Consider the following 21,659-nt stretch of genomic DNA (forward strand, 5'->3'; position numbering starts at 1 on the left):
GCAGACGGCTGCGGCCTTCTCATCCCGTCGCCCCCTGCACGATCGCCTCGGCCACCCGCGCACCCGCTTGTTCGAGGCTGAACGAGCGGCCCATTTTCATCGACATCAGTTCCACGCCCAGCGATTTCGTCACCAGCGCACCGAATTCCACCGCCATCAGCGAGTCCAATCCGAGCTCGGGCACCGGGACCGTCAGGTCGATCGAGTCCGCGGAGACGCCCATGACCTGCGCCAATTGCTCGGCCAGCATGAAGGCGACGACCTCGTTGCGCTTACCCTCGTCGAGTTCGGCGAGCTGGACGCGCAGCCGCGCGGCGGCCGAATCATCCTGTGCCGCAGCGGCGATCAGTTCCTTCGTGCGCCCGGTCTGAGCGAAGAACGGTGCGGTGGCGTTCACCTTGGCCCAGTCGACCGGAATGATCGAGGCCTGCGTGACGCCCAGTCGCAGCGCCTGCTCCAGATATTCGGTCCCCTCGTCCATGGTGATCGAATCGAAGCCGGTGTTGCGCAGATATCGCGCGATGTGCTCGTCGTCGGCCATACCGCCGCCGGACATATGGCCCCAGCCGACGACCAGTGCGGTGCCGCCCGCGCGGATCACCGTATCCCCGATCGCCTGCAGCGCGATATTGGCTGCGGTGTAGGCGTATTGGCCCACACCACCGAACATCGCACTACCGGAGGACCACAGCGCGAACTGGTCGAGCCGCGCCCCCGCGGCCTGGACACCGGCGACGAGCGCACGCGCACCGTCGGCCTTCGCCCGGAACACCTTCGCCAGACTCTCGGCATCCATCACGGTGATGCGCTTGTCGTCGATGGCGCCCGCGGTGTGGAACACCCCGCGCAGCGGATGCTCGGGCCGGTGCGCGCGAGCGACGACCGCCGCCACGGCATCGGCATCGGTGATGTCGACCCGCTCGATCGTGACCTCGATGCCCTGGGCCTCCCAGGCCGCGAGCTGCGCGACGGCGGCCTCGGTGGTGGCGCCGCCGCGGCCGAGCAACGTCAACCGGCGGGCGCCGTGGCCCACCAACCACCGCCCGGTGGCCAGGCCGAAGGCGCCGAAACCACCCGTGACCAGGTACTGCGCCGCGGGATCGATCTCGATCTCGGGCAACTGCGGACGGACCAGCGGTCGGTCCTCGGTCAGATCCAGCGCGACGCGGCCGATCCGGGTCGAGCGGGCCACCTCCTCGAAGGCCTGAGCCACCTCGGCGGTTCCGTACTTCTGGAACGGCAGCGGCCGATAGGTGCCGTCGTCGAAACTGGCATTGACCTTGCGGCCCAGCTCCATCACCTCGGTGTGCCGCAGCCGCAGCATCCGGTCCAGATCGAAGGAGAAGTAGGAGACGTTCTTGTCGAACGCCGACAGATCCAGCATGCCGCCGGTGTAGATATCGGCCTTGCCGATCTCCACGATGCGGCCGAATTCGGCGATCACCGCGAAGTTCTGGCGCAGGATCTCTCCCGGCGCGGAGCTGATGATCACGTCCACGCCGCGGCCGCCGGTGAGGGCGAGCACCTCGTCGACGAAGGTGAGCGACCGCGATCCGACCGCGTGATCGGCACCCTCGGCCAGCACGTAGGCGCGCCGCTGCTCGCTGCTCGCGGTGCCGATCACGGTGGCACCGTGCAATTTCGCGATTTGCACCGCCGCGCTGCCGACGCCACCGGCCGCACCGTGCACCAGGACGGTCTCGCCGGCCCGGATCCGCGCGAGTTCCAGCAACGAGTACTCGGCGGTGGTGAAGGCCGTGACGCTGCTGCACCGGCCCGCGTCGGTGTCGGGGTGAACGTGGGTGAGCGAATCGGTCGAGGTGGTGTGGTAGCGCGCGACCATGCCCTTGGAGGTCAGGCTCACCACGTCGCCGACGGCGTAGTCGGTGACCCCGGGACCGACCCGGACCACCTCGCCGCCGCCTTCCATACCCGGCACCAGGCCGAAGAAGGTCTCCGACAGTTCACGTTCACCGAGGACGCCGATCACCTTCAACGCGTCCTTGTAGTTGAGGCCCACGGCACGCATCCGGACCTCGACCTCGCCCGGACCGGGTTCGCGCCGATCGCAGCGCCGCCAGCCCAGCCGCGCGAAGGTGCGCGAACGAGGCAGTTCCAGTTCGAAATTCGCCTCGGGGTCGGTGAGCGGTTCGGCGGTGTCGAGGGCGTCGAGCCGCTCGGGCAGCGTTCGGGTAACGACCGTGGTCCAGCGCAGGCCGTTGCGCAACACGGCCTCGTCGACCAGGTCGTATTGGAAGCCACCGGGGATCGCCAGTTCCGCGGACAGGTCCGCGACCGTCGTACCGGCATCGATATCGACCAGTCGCCAGCGCAGCCGGGACTGTTCGTTGAGCAGCACGCGACGAGCGCCGGCGATGGCCGCCTGACTGGGATCCGGCGCCGTCTCGTCCGCGGGATGGGCGTACGCGTGGGCGCTGACCACGGTCACGTACATCGAGCCGTCGCCGGTCAGCGGAATTTCGATCTCGTGCTCGGTGACCCGCTCCTCGAGATAGCCGTCCAGCGTCACCGCGATCCGGCGCAACGTCCACAGCGCGGCCACATCACCGTCGGGCGCGTGTCCGGGGACCACGCACACGTGCAGCCGTCGCACGTCCTCGTCGTCGAAGATATCGCGAAGTCGTTGTGCCAGTTGCGGTTCCAGCTCGGCGTCGGCCGGGTCCAGCAGGAGGACGGCCGAGCCGGCACCGCCCGCGACGGCATCGCGCACCCGCTCGACCCGCGAGTCGATGTTCTCGCCGTAGCCGAGGACCAGGGTGTACAGGCCGTCGTTCCCGGGGAGTGCGGTCGTGTCGACCGGATCGCGCAGCTCCCACCGTTCCTCGTAGAACATGTCGGTCATGCGCTGCAGCGGGCCGCGGCCCGGAGTCAGGGATCCGAATTCCATCCCCCTGATCTGCATGACCACGGTGCGTTCGGCGTCGAGCAGATCGATATCGGCCAGCGGCCGGTCGCCCTCGGTGAACCGGGCCACGGCGGTGACCTCGACCGGCAGCGGCGCCAGGCGGCGCACGGTGCGCACGCCGACCGGCACCATCGCGCCCTCCTGGGCACCGCCGCGCCCGGCGAGCAGGGCGGCCACACTCTGCAGCGCCGCATCGACGATCGCGGGATGGGCGAGATACCGCTCGCCCCGGCCGATGGTGCCGTCGAGTTGTGCGACCACGGTGTCGGGCGAGATCCGGATCGCGGTGGCGCGCTGGAAGGTCGGGCCGTATTCCAGTCCGCGCGCGGCCAATCCGGCGTAGAACTCGGCCGGGTCGACCGCGAGCATCCGCTCGACATCGGGCACATCCGCGGTGATCGGCGCGTAGCTGCCTTCGACCAGGCGGCCCAGTGCGTGAACGGTCCAGATGGTTCCGGCCGCGCCCCGGGAGCGGATGGTGAAGCGTCCGGTCGAATCCTCCACGTGGAGTTCGACGATCGGCGCCTCGCCCTCCTCGACCACCAGCGGCGCGACGAACCGCACGCCTTCCACGGCCACCTGATCCGATTCGGTGCGTACCGCGGCGGCGCTCAGCGCGGCATCCAGATATCCCGCGCCGGGCAGGATCCGGGTGCCGCCCACGACGTGATCGGCGAGCCACGGTAACGCCGCCAGCGACAGTTCCACCCGCCAGGCGTTGGAATCGTCGGGATGCTGATCACCGAGCATCGGGTGCGCGTCGGGTGTGCCGTGGCGCAGCAGCCGGAATTCCGGCAGTTCGTTGCGCAGCCGGGTGCGCTGCCACGGATAGCGCGGCAGATCGATATGCGGCGTCGGATCCGGCACTCCCGCGAAGAGCGCGTCGATGTCGAGAACTCCGGCCGCGTACAGCCCGGACAGGGTCTGGCGCAGACTGTCGGCGTCCTGCTGTTTGCGATGCAGGGTCGCCACGGTCGTCCCGGTTTCGCCCGCGCCGATGAGGATCTCGCGAATATTGGCCCCGAGCACCGGATGCGGGCCGACCTCGACGAACACCCGGTTGCCGGAGCGGACCAGCGCGGTGATCGCATCGGCGAACCGCACCGGCTGCCGCACGTTCGCGCACCAGTAGTCGGCATTCCAGTCGGCCGTGGTGACCTGTTCGCCGGTGACCGTGGAGTACAGCGGGATGCGCGGTTCGGCGACGGTGAGCCCGGCCAGCACCTCACGCAGCTCGTCCAGGATCGGATCCATCAGATGACTGTGGTAGGGCACCTCGACCTGTAGCCGGCGCGCGAAAATGCCGTCGGCGGTGAGTTTTTCGGCGATCTCGTCGAGGCGGTCTGCCGCACCGGCCAGCGTGACGGCCGAGGGTGAGTTGATCGCCGCGATATCGACCGAACTGTCGGCGGCGATGACCTCGCGAGCCGCCTCGGCGGGCAATCCGATCGCCAGCATGCCGCCCGTCCCGGCCGTCGTGGCCTGCAACCGGGCACGGTGGTAGCTGACCAGCAGCGCGTCGCGCAACGACAGCATTCCGGTCACGTACGCGGCCGAGACCTCGCCGACGCTGTGTCCGACGACGACGGCCGGTTCGATTCCGTATTCCCGCAACGCCGCGTACAGCGCGACCTGGACCAGGAAGTTCGCCGGTTGCGCGACGGCGGTCGAGGTGACCCTCGACTCCTCTTCGGGGCGCAGCAACTCATCGACGACGGACCAGCCCGCGATGTCGGTGAACACGGCGTCGATGCGGCGCGCCTCGTCGGCGAAAGCGGTGTCGGTAGTGAGCAATTCGCGCGCCATACCCCACCACTGCGGGCCCATACCGGTGAAGACGTACACCGGCTCGGCGGTGCGCTTGGCGACCGTGCGACCGACTCGGCCCTCGCCGTTCGCCAACTCCACCAGGCCCCGGACCAGTTCGGTGTCGTCACCGAAGGTGATCGCGGCGCGATGGTTGTGGTGATTGCGACGCCGCCACGCGGCCTCGGCCAGCCGGCCGGGGTCGGCCCCCTCGGCGATCAGTTCGGCGACGCCGCGAGCCAGTTGCCGGACCGCAGTCTCGTTTCGCGCGGAGAGCGGCAGTACACCGAAATGCTCTGGCGCTCGGTCGGTTTCGGTAGCACCCGCATACTCCTGCAGAATCGCGTGCGCATTGGTGCCGCCGTATCCGAAACCGTTGACGGCCACCGTCATGCGCTCGACCTCGGGGCCGACCGGTTCGGCCTCGGTCTGGAGGCGAATTCCCAGTTCCTCGAACGGAATATCGGGGTTGGGAGTGTCCAGCCAGCCCTGCGGCGCGATGGTGCGGTGGGTGATGGCCAGCGCCGATTTGATGACACTCGCGATACCCGACGCGGCCTCGGTGTGGCCCAGCGTCGCCTTCACCGAGCCGACGCCGACCGGGCCCGGCCGTCCGGTGGCGGCGCCGTAGGCCCGGCCGATGGCTCGCAGTTCCAGCGGGTCGCCCACCGGCGTTCCGGTGCCGTGCGCCTCCACGTAGGTGATCTCGTGCGCCGGGATTCCGGAGCGCTCGATCACGGTCTTGGCCAGCGCTTCCTGGGAATCCGCGTTCGGAACCGTGATGGCCGTGGTGCGGCCGTCCTGATTCGATCCGGTGGCCTTGACCACCGCGTAGATGCGGTCGCCGTCGCGTTCGGCATCGGCGAGCTTCTTCAGCACCACGATGCCGGCGCCCTCGCCACGGCCGTAACCGTCGGCGGCGGCGTCGAACGGTTTGCTGCGGCCGTCGGCGGCGAGGAATCCGCCCTTGCACATGGAGACGAACGGTTCCGGCTGCGCCATCACGGTCACGCCGCCGGCCAGCGCGTATTCGCAGTCTCCGCTCTCGATGGCCTGGCAGGCCAGATGCAGGGCGACCAGCGACGAGGAACAGGCCGTGTCGACGGTGACCGCCGGGCCGGTCAGGTTGAGCGCGTAGGCGATCCGGTTCGAGAGCATCGTGTACGACGCGCCGGCCGCGGTGTGCATGTCGACATGCGGCAGCGCCGGTCCGCCGACCGATACCGCCAGCTGGTCGAGGGTGAAGGCGCCGATGTAGACGCCGAGCCCCGAGCCCGCGCTGCGCCCGGCGACACCCGCGTCGTCGAGCGCCTCCCACACCACTTCCAGGACGAGTCGCTGCTGCGGGTCCATGGCGGCCGCCTCGCGCGGGGAGATGCCGAAGAAGTCGGGATCGAACTCCCACGGATCGCCGGTCATGAAGGCGGCGCGTTTGGTGTACATGCGTCCGGGGGTGCGGCGGTCGGCGTCGTAGTAGCGCCGCCAATCCCAGCGGTCGGCCGGGATCTCGGTGACCCCGTCCCGTTTGTTGATCACGAAGTCCCAGAAGGATTCCGGCGAATCGATACCGCCGGCATACCGGCATCCGATTCCGACGATGGCAATGTCAGACACAGCGACTCCTCGGCCGACTCGAAAATTCCCGCTGATCAGAGCGGTCGCGGTCGGCGAATCATGATGTTCATTTCCGGGCCCGTCCTGCCCAGCCGGACGGACCCGGTGCGTTCGTTACCCAGGGCCTCGTAGTAGCCGACGTTCTCGTCCTTGCAGATTCCGCACAGGAGTACGCCCTGCCGGTCGGCCTTGTCGGTGAACGACGCGTACAGCGCCCGGCCGACGCCGCTGCGCTGCAGTGCCGGATCGGTGCCGAGGTAGACGTGGAACAGATGGGGTTCGGCCGGGGCCGCCCGATCCATGGTCCGGTCGACCTCGGTTCCCCTTCCCACGGCGGTGCCCATGCCCGCGAGAAACAGCGGGCCCGCGAGGAATTCGCGGAGCCCGCCGGGCCGGTAACCGTCGGGGTACCAGAGCAGGGCGCCGACGATCCGGCCGTCCAACTCCGCCACCTCGGCACCACCGGCCGGCAGGAAGCGGTGCTCGATCATGGTCCGCAACATCCGGGGCGCGCGCCGGTGCCGGACGTTTTCGTCCGGAAAGACGTATTCCTCGATCGGATCGTCGTGGGCGAAGGCCGCGGCCAGTACCCGCACCATTCCGGTGATGTCGTCGCGCGTCGCGGTCCGCACGACCGGACTCTCCGGTGTATTCAAAGTTGTTGTCCCTCACATGATCTGCGCACTGCCCGACTGCGTCGGCGGGACGTCCGGCAAGCAACTGGTCGCTAGATTACCTCAGACCGCCGCACTTCCTACTAGTCGGTAATGTGCAGTAGAACACGCGGGTACGACACGACGCTAGGAATGTGCACAGTCCTCGGCGCCGGGCAATCGCCGCGAAACCCTTACTTCCACAAGGAAATACACAACGGTGTCGGCCGCTAACGGCGCGAAGGGTTGCCGTCGGCACGGTAAACCTCGGTGGCACAGCGACATTGGGGCAAACGGCGGCGATGTCCGTCCGCGCAGCCGGATACGACCCCCGGCTTACCGGTGACGGGGAATCAGCACCCCGACCGAGACGGAAATACCGGACAATCGGGAGCGCGACGGTGTCGTCGCCGCGACGGTACGAGTCCGGACCTCGACCGTGAGCGTCGCGTAGAGGTCGAAAGGAACCGGACATTTGAACGCACGGATTCTCGCCGTGGGCATCGCTTCGGGCGCCGTCTGCGCCGCGGTCGCCGCCCTCGCTCCCTCGGCCTCCGCACAGCCGTTTCCCGCGGGGGTCTCGTGCACGGAGACGACCTGCACCAACGACACGGACGAGACCTACCTGATCGAGGCGTGGCAGCACTGCCGGGTCGTCGGCGGGATCTCCGAGACCGAAACCCCGTTCAACCTGGTCGTGCGGGCACATCAGACGGTGCGGGTCGAGGGGGTGGATTGCCCGCCGCTGGTGATCGAGCGGCCCGGACACATCGGCGGCGCCGACACCACGGTGCTGCGAACCGAGCCGACTCGGGTCAGCTACTTCAAGGCCGTCCGCCACGACCCGGACGCACCGAAGACTCGCACCGGTTCGGCCGGATGACGACGACCGGCGCGAACGAAAAAGCCCCCACCCGGAATCCGGGTGGGGACTGTGGCGGTGGCGGAGGGATTTGAACCCTCGGTGGGGGGTTACCCCACACACGCTTTCGAGGCGTGCTCCTTAGGCCGCTCGGACACGCCACCGCAGGTGACTTTACCGGACGGGCGCAGCGAAACCGAAATCGGGTGGTCAGCGACACCGGGAGCAGAGCTCAGGGGCGTTGAGCGCGGAAGAAGGCGTCCAGGACGGCCGCGCATTCGGCCTCCAGCACGCCCCCTCGGACCTCGGGCCGATGGTTGAGGCGACGGTCACGCACCACGTCCCAGAGCGAGCCGACCGCACCGGTCTTGGGCTCCCAGGCGCCGAAGACGACGCGGCGGACCCGGGCCAGGACCAGCGCCCCGGCGCACATCGTGCACGGTTCCAACGTCACCGCCAGCGTCGCGCCCTCGAGCCGCCAGCCGTCGCCGTACACCTGGGCGGCGCGGCGCAGCGCCAGGATTTCGGCATGCGCGGTCGGGTCGCCGAGCGCCTCCCGGGCGTTGCCGGCCCGGGCCAGTTCGCGGCCGTTCGCGTCGAAGACGACCGCGCCGACCGGGACGTCGCGCGGGTCGGTCTGCGCCGCGGCGGCAAGGGCGGCCCGGACGAGATCCTCGTCTGCCGGAGGTGACCCCGGACTCGGCGCTGCCCCCGGGCTCAACGGTGCAGCTTGTCCAGGACCGCGGAGAATTCGTCGGCGAAGCCCAGCCGCTGCGCGACCATTCCCAGCTGTTCGTCCGGATACAGATCGGTTTCCGCGAGGATCACGCTGAGCACGGGCTCGGGCAGGCCGAGGTCCGCCAGGACACCCAGATCGCCTTCCTCCCACGGATCGATATCATCCAGTTCGTCCGGATCGATATCGGGGACTTCGACATTCAGCGCGTCGAGCACCTCGACGGCGATGTCGTAATCGATCGCGGCGGTGGCGTCCGAGATCAGCAACCGGCTCCCGGTCGGACCCGGCCGCAGGACGATGAAGAATTCGTCGTCGACGTCCAGCAATCCGAATACCGCACCGGTGCTGCGCAGGGCGCGCAGTTCGTCCTCGGCCGCGGACAGACTCGACAACGCCGCGGCGCTGAGCGGGCTGCAGCGCCACGTGCTGTCTTCGCGGACGACCGCCACGGCGAACCCTTCCACATCGTCGTAATCGTCCGACGCGGCCCTGTTCGTGCTCGAGCGCTGTGCCATGGCCGCAACGGTAGTCGGCTTCGGCGGAAATGTTGAAGTCGTATGCGAATCTGATCCGATGACAGGCGATCGGAATTCCTCGGTGTGCGTACTGGGTACGGGTTTGATCGGCGGTTCACTGCTGCGCGCGGCGGCCGCGGCCGGCTACCGGGCCTGGGGTTACAACCGGTCGGCTCCGGGTGCGCAGGCCGCCCGGGCCGACGGATTCGACGTCGAATCCGATATCGCGGCGGTGCTGTCCCGGGCCGCCGCCGACGATGCGCTGATCGTGCTGGCGGTGCCGATGCCGGCCATCGACACCGTTCTCGCCGATGTGAAGACGTTCGCGCCCGACTGTCCGCTGACCGATGTGGTGAGTGTGAAGGAACCGGTGCGTGCCGAGGTCCACCGCCAGGAACTGGGCGCGCGCTACGTCGGCGGGCATCCGATGGCGGGAACCGCCGAATCCGGCTGGGCCGCATCGTCTCCCGACCTGTTTCGCGACGCGGCCTGGGCGGTCGGCGTGGACCCGGGCACCCGCGCCGAGCCGTGGCGCCGGGTCGCGCGGCTGGCGCTGGACTGCGGTGCGATCGTGGTGCCGGTCCTGGCGGACGAACACGACCGTGCGGTGGCCCGCATCTCGCATCTGCCGCACGTGCTGGCCGAGGCGCTGGCGGTCGCGGGAGCCGCGGGCGGCGATCTGGCTCTGGGTCTGGCCGCCGGATCGTTCCGCGACGGCACCCGGGTCGCGGCGACCGCTCCCGAGCTGGTGCGCGCGATCTGCGAACCGAACGCGGCCGCGCTCACGGAGGCGATCGACGACGCGCTGCGCCTGCTCGAGGCCGCGCGCGACAGCCTGCGCGACGAGGGCACCCTCGGCGAACTGATCGACGCGGGCTACAGCGAACGCGACCGCTACGACACCCTGCGGCGCTGGGACATCACCGATATCCGCCCCGGCGATCAGGATTGGCTGGAACGGTTGCGCGATGCGGGACGCCAGGGCGGCGTGATCCGCTCACTGGACTGAGAACCGAGCGGGGTCAGACCCGCTCGGCGAGGCCCGGATAGTCGAGGACGAATCCGTCGTCGTCGACGGTCACGGTCGCGCTCGACACCGGCGAGAGCACATGGATCCCGTCGGCGCCGCTGCTGTAGGTGAGGATCGCCTCCTGCACGAGCAGATCCGGAACCCGCACGTAGACAACCGGAACCTGCACGTCCTCGGTGGCGTGCGCCAGCCCGAAACGGCGGATCGGCAGGGTGTTGAAGAGCGGGCTCAGCACCACGTCCACATCCAGCGCACCGCCGAACATGGACCGCACGTGAGTGCCGCCGGCATCGACGAGCCAGTAGTTCTCCTCGTCCCGGGCGATCGAGGCATGCCGTTCACCGGAGGCGACGGTACTGCGCAGCGACAGCCGCTTCGTGCGGCCCACCTCGTCGGTGACCAGGTCATAGGACGCGCTGAACGCGGGATGTTCACCACAGCCCCCGGCGATGATGCGACCGGAGGCACGGATCCGGTTACCGGTGAGGACCACGCGGACCGATTCCATCCGGGACGCGTCGTGCGCGCGCCAGGTGAGCACCGCCGGCCAGCGGGGCGCCGCGGCCTCGCTCGCCTGGGCGGTCTCGGAATTGCCCTGGGCTGGCTTACTCACCCCTCTACCGTAGGTGACAACCGGGCTCGCGGTGTGGTCGCGGGGCGCGAGTTGTTCACCTGCGCTACACCAGTGATTCGCGCCACGCGGTGTGCAGCGCCGCGAAACGTCCGGTCGATGCGATCAGATCCGCGGGCGTACCGTCCTCGACGATCCGCCCGGAATCCATCACCAGCACCCGGTCGGCGATGGCGACGGTCGACAACCGATGCGCGATGATCACCGCGGTGCGCCCGCGCAGCACGGTCTCGAGCGCGCGCTGTACCTGCCGCTCGCCCGGAATGTCGAGGCTCGAGGTCGCCTCGTCCAGCACGATCACCGCGGGATCGGCCAGGAAGACGCGAGCGAAGGCGACGAGCTGGCGCTGACCGGCCGACAATCGCCCGCCGCGTTTGCGCACATCGGTGTCGAAGCCGTCCGGCAGCGACATCACGAAGTCGTACAGTCCGACCGCGCGGGCCGCCGCGAACACCTCGGCATCGGTGGCATCGGGCCGGCCGAGCCGGATGTTGTCGGCGACCGAACCGGAGAACAGGTACGACTCCTGCGTCACCATCGCGACCGCACGGCGCAGATCCGCGTCGGCGATCGTGCGCAGGTCGATGCCGTCCAGCGACACCGTGCCCGACGAGGGGTCGTAGAACCGCGCGATCAGCTTGGCCAGGGTCGACTTTCCGGCACCGGTGGCACCGACCAGCGCGACGATCTGACCGGCCTCGACGGTGAGCGAGAACCGCGGCAGCACCGACCGCGCGGGCCGAGCCTCGCTGCCGGACACATCGTCGCGGCGCGGGTAGCCGAAGACGACATCCGTCAGGCGCAGTTCACCTCGCGCGCGCTCGAGCGGATGCGGGGCATCGGGTTCGGCCACGCTCGGCCGCTCCTCCAGCACGCCCGATATCCGCTCCAGCGCGGCCGCCGCGGACTGATAGGAGTTGAACACCTGGGCCAACTCGTCCAGCGGGCCGTAGAACTGCCGAAGGTACAGCAGGAAGGCCGCGAGCACACCGATTTCGGTGTGGCCGTGGATGACTCGCCACGCACCGACGACCAGGATGACGACGTTCGTCACATTGCTGATCAACCGAACCAGGCCGATGTAGGCCGCCATCCCGTGCAGCGCAGTGATATTCGCGGCTCGGTATTCGGCATCGGAGTCGACCAGAATGGCCTCGTTGCGCTCCTCGCGCCGGAAGGCCTGTACCGCGCGGATTCCGCCCATGGTCTCGACGAAATGCACGACCACCTTCGCGATCGCGCCCCGGGTGCGGCGGTAGCCGGCGCGCTGGCGCCGCTGCGCCCAGCGCGTCACGAAAACCAGCGGAACGAAACCGAGCAGCACCACCGCGGCGAGCGGAATATCGAGCCACAGCAGGATCGCGGCGATCGTCACCACCGACAGCACAGCGCTCAGCGCGTCGTTGAGCGCACGCTCGAGCAGATCCTCGAGCGACTCCAGATCACTGGTGAGCCGCGCGACGATCTTGCCGGAGGTGTAGTTCTCGTGGAAGTCGATCGAGAGCCGCTGCACGTGCGTGAAGACCCGCAGCCGCAGATCGAACAGCACCTGCTGGCTCAACCTGCCGGAGATGCGCAGGAAGAGGAAGGTCGTCACGCCACCGAGCGCGGTGCAGCCCAGAATGCCGCCCACGGCCAGCGCCAGCGGCAACCAGTCGCCGTCGAGCGCGCGGTCCACCCCGGTGTCGACGCCGTGGGCGACGAACAGCGGCGTCGCCACGAGGGCGGCATTGTCGATCACGATCAACACCAGCGCGGCGGCCGCCCACCTGCGGTAGGGCCGGATCAGCGACCACAGCAGGTGGCGCGACCGTGCCGCCAGGGCGAGGTTGACCGCATCCGTCTGCTCCCCCTCCTCGGCGGCTACCCCGCGCCAGTCGGCCGCGGAATCGGCGTCGACGCGCAGGGCCCCGGCTGCCTCGCCGTGGGCCGCGGCGTCCGGGCGGTCGGTGACCGTGCCCGCCCGGTCAGTGTTCGTGCGCGAAGCTGCGTCCTCGCTCGGGTTCTCCGGCATCGAGGTCACCTCCCATCAATTCCCGGTAGCGCGAACAGGTTTCGAGTAGTCGTTCGTGAGGTCCGTCGGCGATGATGCGGCCTCCGTCGAGGACGGCGACCCGGTCCGCCCAGGCAGCGGTCGACGGGCGGTGGGCCACCAGCAGCACGGTGGCTCCGGCCAGCGCCTCGCGCAACCGCACCTGGACCTGTTCCTCGGTGCTCACATCCAGGGCGGAGAGCGGGTCGTCCAGGACCACGATGTGCCCGCCGGAGTGTTTCTGCCGGTCCAGCACGGCTCGCGCCAGCGCCAGCCGCTGCCGCTGACCGCCCGACAGGCTCAAGCCCTGCTCCCCGATCCGGGTACGCAGGCCCCACGGCAACTCGTCGACGAACCGCGCGGCGCAGGCCACCTCGAGTGCGGCACGGATCCTCTCCTCGTCGGCGTCGGGATAGCCGAGGGTGATGTTCTCCCGCACGCTGGCCGAGAACAGCACCGGATCCTCGAAGGCCACCGAGACCTGCGACCGCAGATCCGACAGCCGCATCGAGCGCACATCGATTCCGTCGATCGTCACCGCGCCCGCCGCGACGTCGAACAATCGCGGCACCAGGCCCAGCAACGCCGACTTACCGCTGCCGGTGGCGCCGACCACCGCGACCGTCTCGCCCGGCCGCAGCCGCAGCGAAATGTCGTGCAGCAGATCGCGGTCGGCGTCCGGGAAGCGAAAACGCACCCGGTCGAAACGCAATTCACCACGCAGCGGCCGCGGCGGGGCCACGGGATGTTCCGGATCGGTGATCTCGACGGGTGTATCGATCACCTCCCAGAACCGTTGCGCCGCGGTGCGGGCGTGGTTCATCTCGGCCAGCAGGAAGCCGAAGCCCATGATCGGCCACTGCAGGTAGGTGGTCAGCGTGATGCCTGCGACCAGGGCGCCGACCGTCATCGCCTGTTCGGTGAGCAGATATCCGCCGACGGCGAGCGCGGCCGCGATACCCAACGCGGACAACGTGTTCAATGCCGTCCACAGCCGTGCGGCCAAGCGCACCTTGGCCAGCTCGAGGGTCTGCAGTTCCCGCGCCTCGGCGCGGAACCGGCGGCCGAACCACGGGCCGCGGCCGAACGCCTTCAGCACGCGGATACCCTGCGCGGACTCCTCGACCGTCGTGGCGAGATGCCCGGACTGGTCCTGCGCGCGACGCGAGGCGCGACCGTAACCCTGTTCGAATTGCAGCGCGAGCAGGACGAGCGGAACCGCGATGAGCAGTTCGATCAGCCCGATCTGCCAGCTCAGGACGAACAGCAGTGCCACGCCGACGCCCAGCGTCGCACTCAGCGACAGCAGCGAGGGCGCGACGAAGGCGAAGAAGCGCCGCAGGGTGGACATGTCGGTGATCGCCCGCGAGGTGAGCTGTCCCGACTCCATCCCGTCGTGTACGCCGACCGAGAGCACCTGCAATCGCTGGAAGAGCTTGCCGCGCAAGGACACCTCGAGCCGGCTCGCCGGCGCCGCGATGATCCACCGCCGCCACCACGAGGTGACCGTGCTGAGCACCGCCAGCCCCACGACCAGCCCGATCGGCACCCAGATGCCGCCGAAATCCCGCTGCGCGACCGGGCCGTCTACGATCCGGGCGGTGACGAACGGCAACGCGATATCGCACAGCATGCCGAGCCCCGACAGCACGGCACTGCCGAACAGCGCCGCCCGATAGGGCCGGATCTCCGGCCACAGACGCCGCAGCGAACCCGCACCCGTCACTCGGGCGCCGAAGTTCTCGTCGACCGTTCCGGTTCTGTCGTCCTCCGAATCGGACACGGTCTCCGTCGTAGCGACGGACACAACAATCCCCCTTCGCCAGGTCGTCTTTCGCCGAATCGATCACTACCGCACCGCCCCGGCCCCCGACCGAGCGCGCGTACGACCTTCCAGATTGCCAGCGCTCCCGCCGCCCGCCAACCGATTTTCGACCGCGACGCCGCTGCGCCCACCCGAGCCGCGCAGCTGAAAGCTGAGCGCCTGGGCCCACTTCGTGCTGCACCTTCCGCAACTGTGCACAGTGGTCGGTCTCGGCCCAGGGGGCCGAGACCCCGCCGGAGCGAAGCGGAGGCCAAAAACACAGCCAGTGCCTCACCGGATAGTCCGCCTCCAATACCCCACGCCCCCGCGCACATCCGCAGAACACCCCACTGATTGCTGACGTCCCCCACCTGCTCGAGTAACCTCCACACCCGGGCCCTTCGCGACCGCGCCGGTGCCCGACGGGGATTCGGGCGAAAGGACCACCGGCTGTGAACAACACGCGGATGGTCGGGTTGTTCGCCGGAATCGGGGGGTTGGAACTCGGGCTCAGCGCCCATGGCTGGCATACCGATCTGCTCTGCGAGATCGATCCCGGTGCTCGCGCGGTCCTGTCCGCCCGCTTTCCCGAGGTCGAAACCCATGCTGATGTCACCCGCCTGCGCGCGCTGCCCGCGGGGACCGAATTGGTGGCGGCCGGATTTCCCTGCCAGGACCTCTCGCAGGCGGGACGGACGGCGGGGATCACCGGCGAGCGTTCGGGTCTGGTCGACGAGGTGTTCCGGCTGGTTCGCCGCAAGCGCGGCCCACGCTGGCTGCTGATCGAGAACGTCCCGTTCATGTTGCAGCTGGGACGCGGGCAGGCGATGCGGCACATCACGGCCGCGTTGGAGGAGCTGGGCTACACCTGGGCCTACCGAGTGGTCGACGCGCGCGCGTTCGGGCTGCCGCAGCGGCGGCAGCGGGTGCTGATGCTGGCGTCGCGGTCGGAGGATCCGCGGCCGGTGCTGTTCGGCACCGATGCGGGGCCGCGCACGATCGGCGATCCCGAGGTGGACCCCTGTGGCTTCTACTGGACCGAGGGGGTGCGCGGACTGGGCTGGGCGGTGAATGCGGTGCCGACGTTGAAGGGCGGGTCCGGGCTCGGTATCGCCAGTCCGCCCGCGGTCCGGTTGCCCGCCGGTGAGATCGTCACCCCCGGCATCACCGATGCCGAACGGCTGCAAGGCTTTTCCCACGACTGGACCGCGCCCGCACTGGCCGCCGCGGGGGTCCGTCCGGGACATCGGTGGAAACTGGTCGGCAATGCGGTGAGTGTGCGGATGGCGTCATGGATCGGCTCCCGCCTGGCCGCCCCCGCCGACGGGGTGGCCGCGGAGTACGCGCCGCTGACCGCGCATCGCTGGCCGGCGGCGGCGTGGGGCCATGCCGGTAAGGCCTATCGGGTCCCGGTGTCGACGTGGCCGGTGCACGAGCCGTACGAGGATCTGCGCTGGTTTCTCGACGATGCCCGCCTGCTGTCGGCCCGCGCGACCGCCGGTTTCCTGCGCCGTGCCGCGCGCGGCACGCTGCGCTTCCCGCCCGGTTTCATCGCCGATATGGAGAACCACCTGATCCGCATGGGAGGCCTGCCGCGGGAGAGTCCGGGTGTCCCGTACGTCTCGGCGGCGGTGTGACGTGTCGAATCGGTCACCGAATCGGGCCCCGGGAACACCGGCCCGCCGGTGGACGCTGTAAGGGTTGTGCATGAGTTCCGGCCGTCCCGTCACCGACGCGGTGACCAGTGCCCGGATGGCCCGGCAGCGGCGCGCGGGTACCGCCCCGGAGACCGCGCTGCGTACCGAACTGCACCGGCGGGGCCTGCGGTATTTCGTGGACCGCGCTCCGCTTCCGGGTCTGCGCCGCCGCGCCGACCTGGTGTTCCCGCGTCGCAAAGTGGCGGTGTACGTGGACGGGTGTTTCTGGCACCGCTGCCCCGAACACGCCACCTATCCGAAGAACAACGCCGAGTGGTGGGCGGAGAAATTGGCCGGCAACGTGGCCCGCGACCGCGATACCGATGCGCGGCTCACCGCCGCGGGCTGGCTGGTGGTGCGGATCTGGGAACACGAGAATTCGGTCGCCGCCGCGGATCGGGTGCAGTCGGCTTTGTCCGGGCGATAGACCATGATGGAAGTGCAGCCGACATTGCAGCGGGAATATTGCAACGGGAATCCGGCACTTTCCGAACGTGGGCGATGACGTGAAACGAGGGCAATGACGCCGAGCGGGCCGCACGATCGTGCGGCGGACGAATCCGGTGCGGTCGCCGTACTGGAGCGAGACCACGCGCCCGTGCGCGTGCGGTTCCGCCTCGTCCGCTCGTTGATCGCGGCCGCCGTCGCCGTCGCGGGCGTCTGCTATTCGTCGTGGATCCTGGAGTTCGTCCTGCCGATCCATCTGAACCCGATCAGGTCGTTCCTCAGCGAATTGGATGCCGAGGGCCGTCCTTTTCGCTGGGTGTTCGATTTCGGCGACACGATCGCCGGTTCGCTCACCTTGATTTCCGCGGTCGCGGCGATGTTCGTCTTCTCGCGGCGACGTCTGTCGACCGTGGGCTGGGTGGCGCTGGGCTGTTTCGGCGCGTCCACGATCGCCGATGCGCAATGGCCCTTGCACACCTGCTCGGTGCCGTGCCCGCCGTCGGACAGTGGCATGTTTCCGCAATTGCACCAGATTCACGCGCTGACCAGCACGCTGGCGGTCACCTCGATATTCGTGGCGATGATCGCGTTCAGCGTCGCCGCCTTCCGCTATCGGCGCTGGCCGATTCTGCGACATTCCGGATTGTGGATCCTGATCATCGGGTCGGCCGCGACCGCCTGGATGCTGATCGCCGACAATCTGCCGGGCAATTACGCACTGGGCATCGCCCAGCGCATCCAGGTCGGATCCATGTCGCTGTGGCTGATCGCGCTCGCCGTGCAGATCTGGGTCGCGCAGCGTGCGATCAGCGGCGACGGGCGGAAGCGCGCACGGCCTCCGGCTCCTCGTTCCCCAGCATGACCAGCGAGCGGGGCGCCGATTCCGCCACCGCGCCCGCGATCGCCATGGCCGCGAAGGTGGCCAGCATGACGCCCATTACCAGTACCTCGACAACTGTGCTCATATACCCACGGTGACAGCGTCGACTGGCATGCATTTGTGCGGAACTTGGGTAAAGCCTGAGAATGCCGGCTAGCCCACCGAGACGGTGAGGGTGTGCGTGGCGGTGCGCGCCGGAAGCGCCCCGGTATCGACCCGCAGGATTTCACCGGTGTCCTGACGGCCGTCCGGCAGAGTTTTCGGTTTCAGGCCGAAGGGCGCCACGCTGCCGGTGCTTCCGGCCACGCCGAAATCGCTGTCGTCGGAGATGTAGAGCGTGCGGCCGCCGTCGGTGGTGGCGACGCCTTCGATTTTGTCGTGACCGAAGAATCCGCCGGCCGGATTCAGTCCCGCGACCAATCCGGCGAGGTCCAGGTTCGCTTTCTTCGCGACCGGGGTGATTCCGGCCTTGCCGAGCGCGGCGATCCCGTCGGCGGTCGATACCTTGCCGACATAGGTTTCCAGCGGTGTGTCACCGACGAGCAGCCCGAGATTCGGGTCGTATCGGGTGCCGGGCACATTCGCTCGGGGTCCGATATCGGTGGCGCCGTTCAGATCGATCGTCCACAGTTTCTTGTTCGCCTTGGGCGCGAGTTCACCGTCGCGTTCGTCCACGAGAAAGGTGTGGTCGTCGAGTGCGGTGATTTCGGAGACGGCGAGCTTCCGTTTCGGATCCTCGAGGGGATAGACGAATTCGGCGACGGCGCGGGTCTGCAGATCCACGGTGACGATCCGGGTCATCGGGACTTCCCGTGCGGAATCCAGACCCGGTGTCTGCAAACCACTTTGAATCACACCGACCAATCGCCGGCCGTCCGGTGTGACGGTCAGCCCTTCCATTCCCTGATTCGGCGTTCGCAACGACAGTTCCCGGGGCAGGCCGGAACCCGGTGCGAGACGCTCGATTTCGGTGCCGAACGCGTCGAAGTGCACGAGGAACGGGCCGTATTCGTCCGAGACCCAGAAGGTGCCGTCGGGCAGGGCGACCAGCCCCTCCGGGTCCAGGCCGTGGTCGATGGGCGGCAAGGTGTGGCCGTCCAGGTCGCGCATGGTCTCCCCGGTCGACGCGGCGGTGTCGACCAGTCCGTTGAAGCCGACGCCGGTGTGGTTCTTCAGGTCGATGGTGGATTCCAGTACCGCGCGCGTCCCGGTCAGCCGGAATTTGCCGATCTTCGGCACGAAATTCGGGATGGGAACGAGCTTTTCGTTCTTGCCGGGCCCGTCGACGTTCGGGCCGCGGTCGGTGAGCCCGTAGAACTCGTCGGCGGACCCCGGCACCGGTGTCCACGCGGACCCGAATCCGCTGCCCTGCACCGTGGTGCCGCCGAAGTCGCCGAGCGGCGCGATATCGGTGGTGTAGAGGTGCACCGCATCGGAGGTGGTCACCGTGAAGGTGTCCTCGCCCTGGTAGCCGGGCTCCGGCGTGTAGCGCACGGAACCGTCGGCGGTGCGGTCGAGGTGGCCGTGCGCCGGTGCGCCGAAGGCGACGGCCGCGCCGCCGCCCGTGCGGGCGGACAGGTCGTCGAGCGATACGACGAGCGGCCGGTCCCGGTCGGTGTGCCATTGCGGTTCGCCGCCGCCGGACGAGCAGGCGGCGGCCGCGCAGAGTACGGCGCCGGCGAGGGCGAATCGGAGCAGATGACTGGTTCCCACCGGTGATACCTATCCTGCCGAGTCGACGATCAGCTGTCGGGAACCTGAACAGTTATCCGACGGCAATCGAGTTCGCCCAGCGAGCGTTCCCAGCGCTGGGTAGGGTCACCCGGGTGACCAGCGAAGCGCCGGAATCATCCGTTCCCGTCGACCTGCTCGAAGCCGTGCACGCGGCGACCGAGTCCCTGGTCGGCGCGGTGGAAGCGTTGCACGACAGCGATATCGCCGAACCCTCACTGCTGCCGGGCTGGACTCGCGGCCATCTGCTGGCCCACCTGTCCCGCAATGCCGACGGACTGGTGAACCTGCTGCTGTGGGCTCGCACGGGCATCGAAACCCCGCAGTACGCAAGCCAATTGCTGCGCGACTCCGATATCGAGGCCGGTGCGCCGCGCCCGCTCGCCGAGCAGCTGAGCGACCTGCGCGCGTCCGCGGATCGCTTCCTCGGCCTGGCCCGGGCCATGCCGCCGGAACGCTGGCAGTACCGGGTGCGGGCGCGCACGGGTAAGGAACTGGCCGCCGCGGTGGTGCCGTGGTTGCGGCTGCGCGAGATCGAGATTCACCGCGTCGACCTGAACATCGGCTACCGGCCCGCCGACTGGCCAGCCGCCTTCGTGGCCCGGATGCTGCCGGAGGTGGCCGCCGGATTCGACCATGCGGCCTCCGCCCACCGCCCCTCCGATGCCAAGCCGATGACCTCCGACCCGGATCAGCCACCGCCGCCGAGCTTCACCCTCGTCGCCACCGACACCGATTTCACCGCCAAGGTGGGCCCCGACCCTTCCGACACCATTTCCGGGCCCGCAGCGGAGCTGCTGGCATGGTTGATCGGCCGCAGCGAGGGCGTGGGGCTCACCGGATATCTGCCGAATCTGCCCGCGTGGTTGTGAGGCGCCGGACTTACCGGTTCACGCGCCCTGGAACCTCGAGCCGCTCGGCGAGAAAATCCAGCACGCGGTGCAACGCGGCCTGAGTCGGTTCGCCCGGTTCGTCGATGAGATGTTCGGTGAGCACCGAATGCGCGTTCAGCACACCGTCCGGGTTGGCCGCGGCGTCGTCGAGTTCGATGGCGATGAACGCGTCGCCGAGCTGCGCGCGCAGGAAGTCGAAACGCTCGGCCGGGGAACGACGGTCACCGCGGAAGCGCAGGCCCATCACGGAAAGCCCTGCGGCACATCGCTGTTTGATGCGGTCGAGATCGTCGGGTGAGACGTCGATCGAGCTCTTCTGCCGCGCGGTGAAACCCAAAGGCAGACCCGGCTGGGAGAGCACCGGCGCGACCAGCCGATCGTCCACAGCCATCCCCAGCGCGAATCCCCCGGTGAAACACATCCCGACGGCGCCGACTCCGGGCCCGCCGCACCGCCGATGCTCGGCCTCGGCCAGCGCCCGCAACCACTGCACCACCGGTGAGGTGCGCCCCGTCGCCAGCACCACGAACTCCCGGCTGACGCAGATCGGCCCGAACTGACCGGCGATATTCGCCACCGCGGCGAGAGTGCCGTGCGCGGCGGGATCCGGGTCCCGCCCCGGATTCCCGTACAGATGCGGCACCACCGCGGTGCAGCCGATGCGCGCCACCCGCCGGGCGAAGTCGAAGACATCCGGCGAGATGCCCGGAAATTCCGCCATGACGATCACCGCGGGCCCGCTGCCCTGCCGAAAAATCGTGCGGGACTTGCCCTCATGAGTGAAAGTCGCGTGTTCGAAATCGTGAAGATCGTCGTCTGCCATGGCCGGCCCTTTCTCGTTCGGGCCTTCACTCTCGGCCGGCCACCCCCGCCGGGTCTTGAAAAAATGTTCCCCAGGCTCGGTAGCGGTGCTCACCGATCAGGGTGTGCGTCTCACGTGCCAGCGCGCCCGGCGTGCGACCGGCGAAACTCGCGATCTCCCGGGACATGTGCGCCTGATCGCTGTACCCGCAGAACGCCGCGACATCGGCGGCCGCCCGGCCCGCCACCAGCCCCTCGACCGCATGCCGGAACCGCACCAGCATCGCGGCCCGCTTGGGCGTGAGCCCGACCTGCGATTCGAACCTCGTCCACAACCGTTTGCGACTCCAGCCGCACGATTCGGCCACATCGGCAACTCGAACCTGCCCACGGTCCGCGACGATCCGATTCCACCCGGCCACCACTTCCGGGTCCGGTGTGCGATCGGGCCGGAAGCGTTGCGCCAGAAACGCTCGCGTGAGCGCGAACCGCTCCTCCCAATCCCTGTCTCTTATACACATCTCCGAGCCCACGAGACCGATCGGTAGCTCGTATGCCGTCTTCTGCTTGAAAAGATGAGACTTGGTGGTGAGTCTGG

At 68.9% G+C, this 21,659-nt stretch carries 17 protein-coding genes and 1 tRNA gene; 6 read left to right on the plus strand and 12 right to left on the minus strand.

Features of this window, described 5'->3' with window-relative positions:
• Positions 1-19: 19 nt before the first annotated feature.
• The gene (locus C8258_RS30785) at positions 20-6,346 is read right to left on the minus strand and encodes a type I polyketide synthase (protein ID WP_106958127.1); all 6,327 of its coding nucleotides are present in this window, start codon (positions 6,344-6,346) and stop codon (positions 20-22) included.
• A gap of 35 nt (positions 6,347-6,381) precedes the next feature.
• Positions 6,382-6,978, minus strand: coding sequence for a GNAT family N-acetyltransferase (locus tag C8258_RS30790; RefSeq protein ID WP_233225448.1), 597 nt, complete (start codon positions 6,976-6,978; stop codon positions 6,382-6,384).
• A 496-nt stretch (positions 6,979-7,474) separates the two neighbouring features.
• Between C8258_RS30790 and C8258_RS30795 the strand changes: the two genes are divergently transcribed.
• Positions 7,475-7,882, plus strand: coding sequence for a hypothetical protein (locus tag C8258_RS30795; RefSeq protein WP_106958128.1), 408 nt, complete (start codon positions 7,475-7,477; stop codon positions 7,880-7,882).
• A gap of 52 nt (positions 7,883-7,934) precedes the next feature.
• On the opposite strand, the gene C8258_RS30800 is transcribed toward C8258_RS30795, so the two are convergent.
• The 3 genes from C8258_RS30800 to C8258_RS30810 form a co-directional block, all read right to left on the minus strand.
• Positions 7,935-8,025: transfer RNA gene (locus tag C8258_RS30800), tRNA-Ser, on the minus strand.
• Between the two features lie 68 nt (positions 8,026-8,093).
• Positions 8,094-8,582 carry a nucleoside deaminase gene (locus C8258_RS30805; protein WP_106958129.1) on the minus strand — a complete coding sequence of 163 codons (489 nt, stop codon included), beginning with the start codon at positions 8,580-8,582 and terminating at the stop codon, positions 8,094-8,096.
• Positions 8,579-9,115: a tRNA adenosine deaminase-associated protein gene (locus C8258_RS30810; protein WP_036497141.1), complete on the minus strand. Its 537-nt coding sequence runs from the start codon at positions 9,113-9,115 to the stop codon at positions 8,579-8,581. The genes C8258_RS30805 and C8258_RS30810 overlap by 4 nt, the downstream gene beginning before the upstream one ends.
• Positions 9,116-9,173: 58 nt before the next feature.
• Between C8258_RS30810 and C8258_RS30815 the strand changes: the two genes are divergently transcribed.
• Positions 9,174-10,124, plus strand: coding sequence for a prephenate dehydrogenase (locus tag C8258_RS30815; protein WP_106958130.1), 951 nt, complete (start codon positions 9,174-9,176; stop codon positions 10,122-10,124).
• A gap of 13 nt (positions 10,125-10,137) precedes the next feature.
• On the opposite strand, the gene C8258_RS30820 is transcribed toward C8258_RS30815, so the two are convergent.
• The 3 genes from C8258_RS30820 to C8258_RS30830 form a co-directional block, all read right to left on the minus strand.
• Positions 10,138-10,758 carry a putative glycolipid-binding domain-containing protein gene (locus C8258_RS30820; RefSeq protein ID WP_083870521.1) on the minus strand — a complete coding sequence of 207 codons (621 nt, stop codon included), beginning with the start codon at positions 10,756-10,758 and terminating at the stop codon, positions 10,138-10,140.
• A gap of 64 nt (positions 10,759-10,822) precedes the next feature.
• Entirely contained in the window at positions 10,823-12,790 is a 1,968-nt protein-coding gene (locus C8258_RS30825; RefSeq protein WP_106958139.1) for an ABC transporter ATP-binding protein, read from the minus strand.
• A complete protein-coding gene (locus tag C8258_RS30830) occupies positions 12,744-14,591 on the minus strand; it encodes an ABC transporter ATP-binding protein (RefSeq protein ID WP_255420477.1) in 1,848 nt (615 codons plus the stop codon). Before C8258_RS30830 ends, C8258_RS30825 begins: the two co-directional genes overlap by 47 nt.
• A gap of 488 nt (positions 14,592-15,079) precedes the next feature.
• Here C8258_RS30830 and C8258_RS30835 point away from each other — a divergent pair, with 488 nt between their 5' ends.
• The 3 genes from C8258_RS30835 (at position 15,080) to C8258_RS30845 (ending at position 17,618) form a co-directional block, all read left to right on the plus strand.
• The gene (locus C8258_RS30835) at positions 15,080-16,249 is read left to right on the plus strand and encodes a DNA cytosine methyltransferase (protein WP_199195910.1); all 1,170 of its coding nucleotides are present in this window, start codon (positions 15,080-15,082) and stop codon (positions 16,247-16,249) included.
• Positions 16,250-16,319: 70 nt separating this feature from the next.
• Complete coding sequence (locus C8258_RS30840) at positions 16,320-16,736, plus strand: very short patch repair endonuclease (RefSeq protein WP_106958133.1); 417 nt, start codon at positions 16,320-16,322, stop codon at positions 16,734-16,736.
• A gap of 93 nt (positions 16,737-16,829) precedes the next feature.
• On the plus strand, positions 16,830-17,618 hold the full coding sequence (locus tag C8258_RS30845) for a DUF998 domain-containing protein (protein WP_106958134.1): 789 nt from the start codon (positions 16,830-16,832) through the stop codon (positions 17,616-17,618).
• On the opposite strand, the gene C8258_RS32740 is transcribed toward C8258_RS30845, so the two are convergent.
• Both C8258_RS32740 and C8258_RS30850 read right to left on the minus strand, forming a co-directional pair.
• Entirely contained in the window at positions 17,563-17,721 is a 159-nt protein-coding gene (locus C8258_RS32740) for a hypothetical protein (protein WP_157121598.1), read from the minus strand. The two genes, C8258_RS30845 and C8258_RS32740, sit on opposite strands and share 56 nt — an antisense overlap.
• Before the next feature lie 68 nt (positions 17,722-17,789).
• The gene (locus C8258_RS30850; RefSeq protein WP_233225449.1) at positions 17,790-19,349 is read right to left on the minus strand and encodes an esterase-like activity of phytase family protein; all 1,560 of its coding nucleotides are present in this window, start codon (positions 19,347-19,349) and stop codon (positions 17,790-17,792) included.
• Between the two features lie 113 nt (positions 19,350-19,462).
• On the opposite strand from C8258_RS30850, the gene C8258_RS30855 reads away from it, so the two are divergent.
• The gene (locus C8258_RS30855; RefSeq protein ID WP_106958135.1) at positions 19,463-20,239 is read left to right on the plus strand and encodes a maleylpyruvate isomerase family mycothiol-dependent enzyme; all 777 of its coding nucleotides are present in this window, start codon (positions 19,463-19,465) and stop codon (positions 20,237-20,239) included.
• A 10-nt stretch (positions 20,240-20,249) separates the two neighbouring features.
• Here C8258_RS30855 and C8258_RS30860 read toward each other — a convergent pair whose 3' ends face one another.
• Together C8258_RS30860 and C8258_RS30865 are read right to left on the minus strand one after the other, a co-directional pair.
• A complete protein-coding gene (locus tag C8258_RS30860) occupies positions 20,250-21,083 on the minus strand; it encodes a dienelactone hydrolase family protein (protein WP_106958136.1) in 834 nt (277 codons plus the stop codon).
• Between the two features lie 25 nt (positions 21,084-21,108).
• The coding region (locus tag C8258_RS30865; RefSeq protein ID WP_146161374.1) for an AraC family transcriptional regulator at positions 21,109-21,659 on the minus strand (551 nt) is incomplete at its 5' end.

The organism is Nocardia sp. MDA0666, assembly GCF_003023875.1.
GTDB classification, from domain to species: Bacteria; Actinomycetota; Actinomycetes; order Mycobacteriales; family Mycobacteriaceae; genus Nocardia; species Nocardia aobensis.

What these genes read in the sequence shown, in the direction of transcription:
- C8258_RS30810 (WP_036497141.1), bottom strand. Translation starts at nt 9,115, where the DNA reads ATGGCACAGCGCTCGAGCACGAACAGGGCCGCGTCGGACGATTACGAC.
- C8258_RS30815 (WP_106958130.1), top strand. Translation starts at nt 9,174, where the DNA reads ATGACAGGCGATCGGAATTCCTCGGTGTGCGTACTGGGTACGGGTTTG.
- C8258_RS30825 (WP_106958139.1), bottom strand. Translation starts at nt 12,790, where the DNA reads ATGCCGGAGAACCCGAGCGAGGACGCAGCTTCGCGCACGAACACTGAC.
- C8258_RS30835 (WP_199195910.1), top strand. Translation starts at nt 15,080, where the DNA reads ATGGTCGGGTTGTTCGCCGGAATCGGGGGGTTGGAACTCGGGCTCAGC.
- C8258_RS30840 (WP_106958133.1), top strand. Translation starts at nt 16,320, where the DNA reads ATGAGTTCCGGCCGTCCCGTCACCGACGCGGTGACCAGTGCCCGGATG.
- C8258_RS30845 (WP_106958134.1), top strand. Translation starts at nt 16,830, where the DNA reads ATGACGCCGAGCGGGCCGCACGATCGTGCGGCGGACGAATCCGGTGCG.
- C8258_RS32740 (WP_157121598.1), bottom strand. Translation starts at nt 17,721, where the DNA reads ATGAGCACAGTTGTCGAGGTACTGGTAATGGGCGTCATGCTGGCCACC.
- C8258_RS30860 (WP_106958136.1), bottom strand. Translation starts at nt 21,083, where the DNA reads ATGGCAGACGACGATCTTCACGATTTCGAACACGCGACTTTCACTCAT.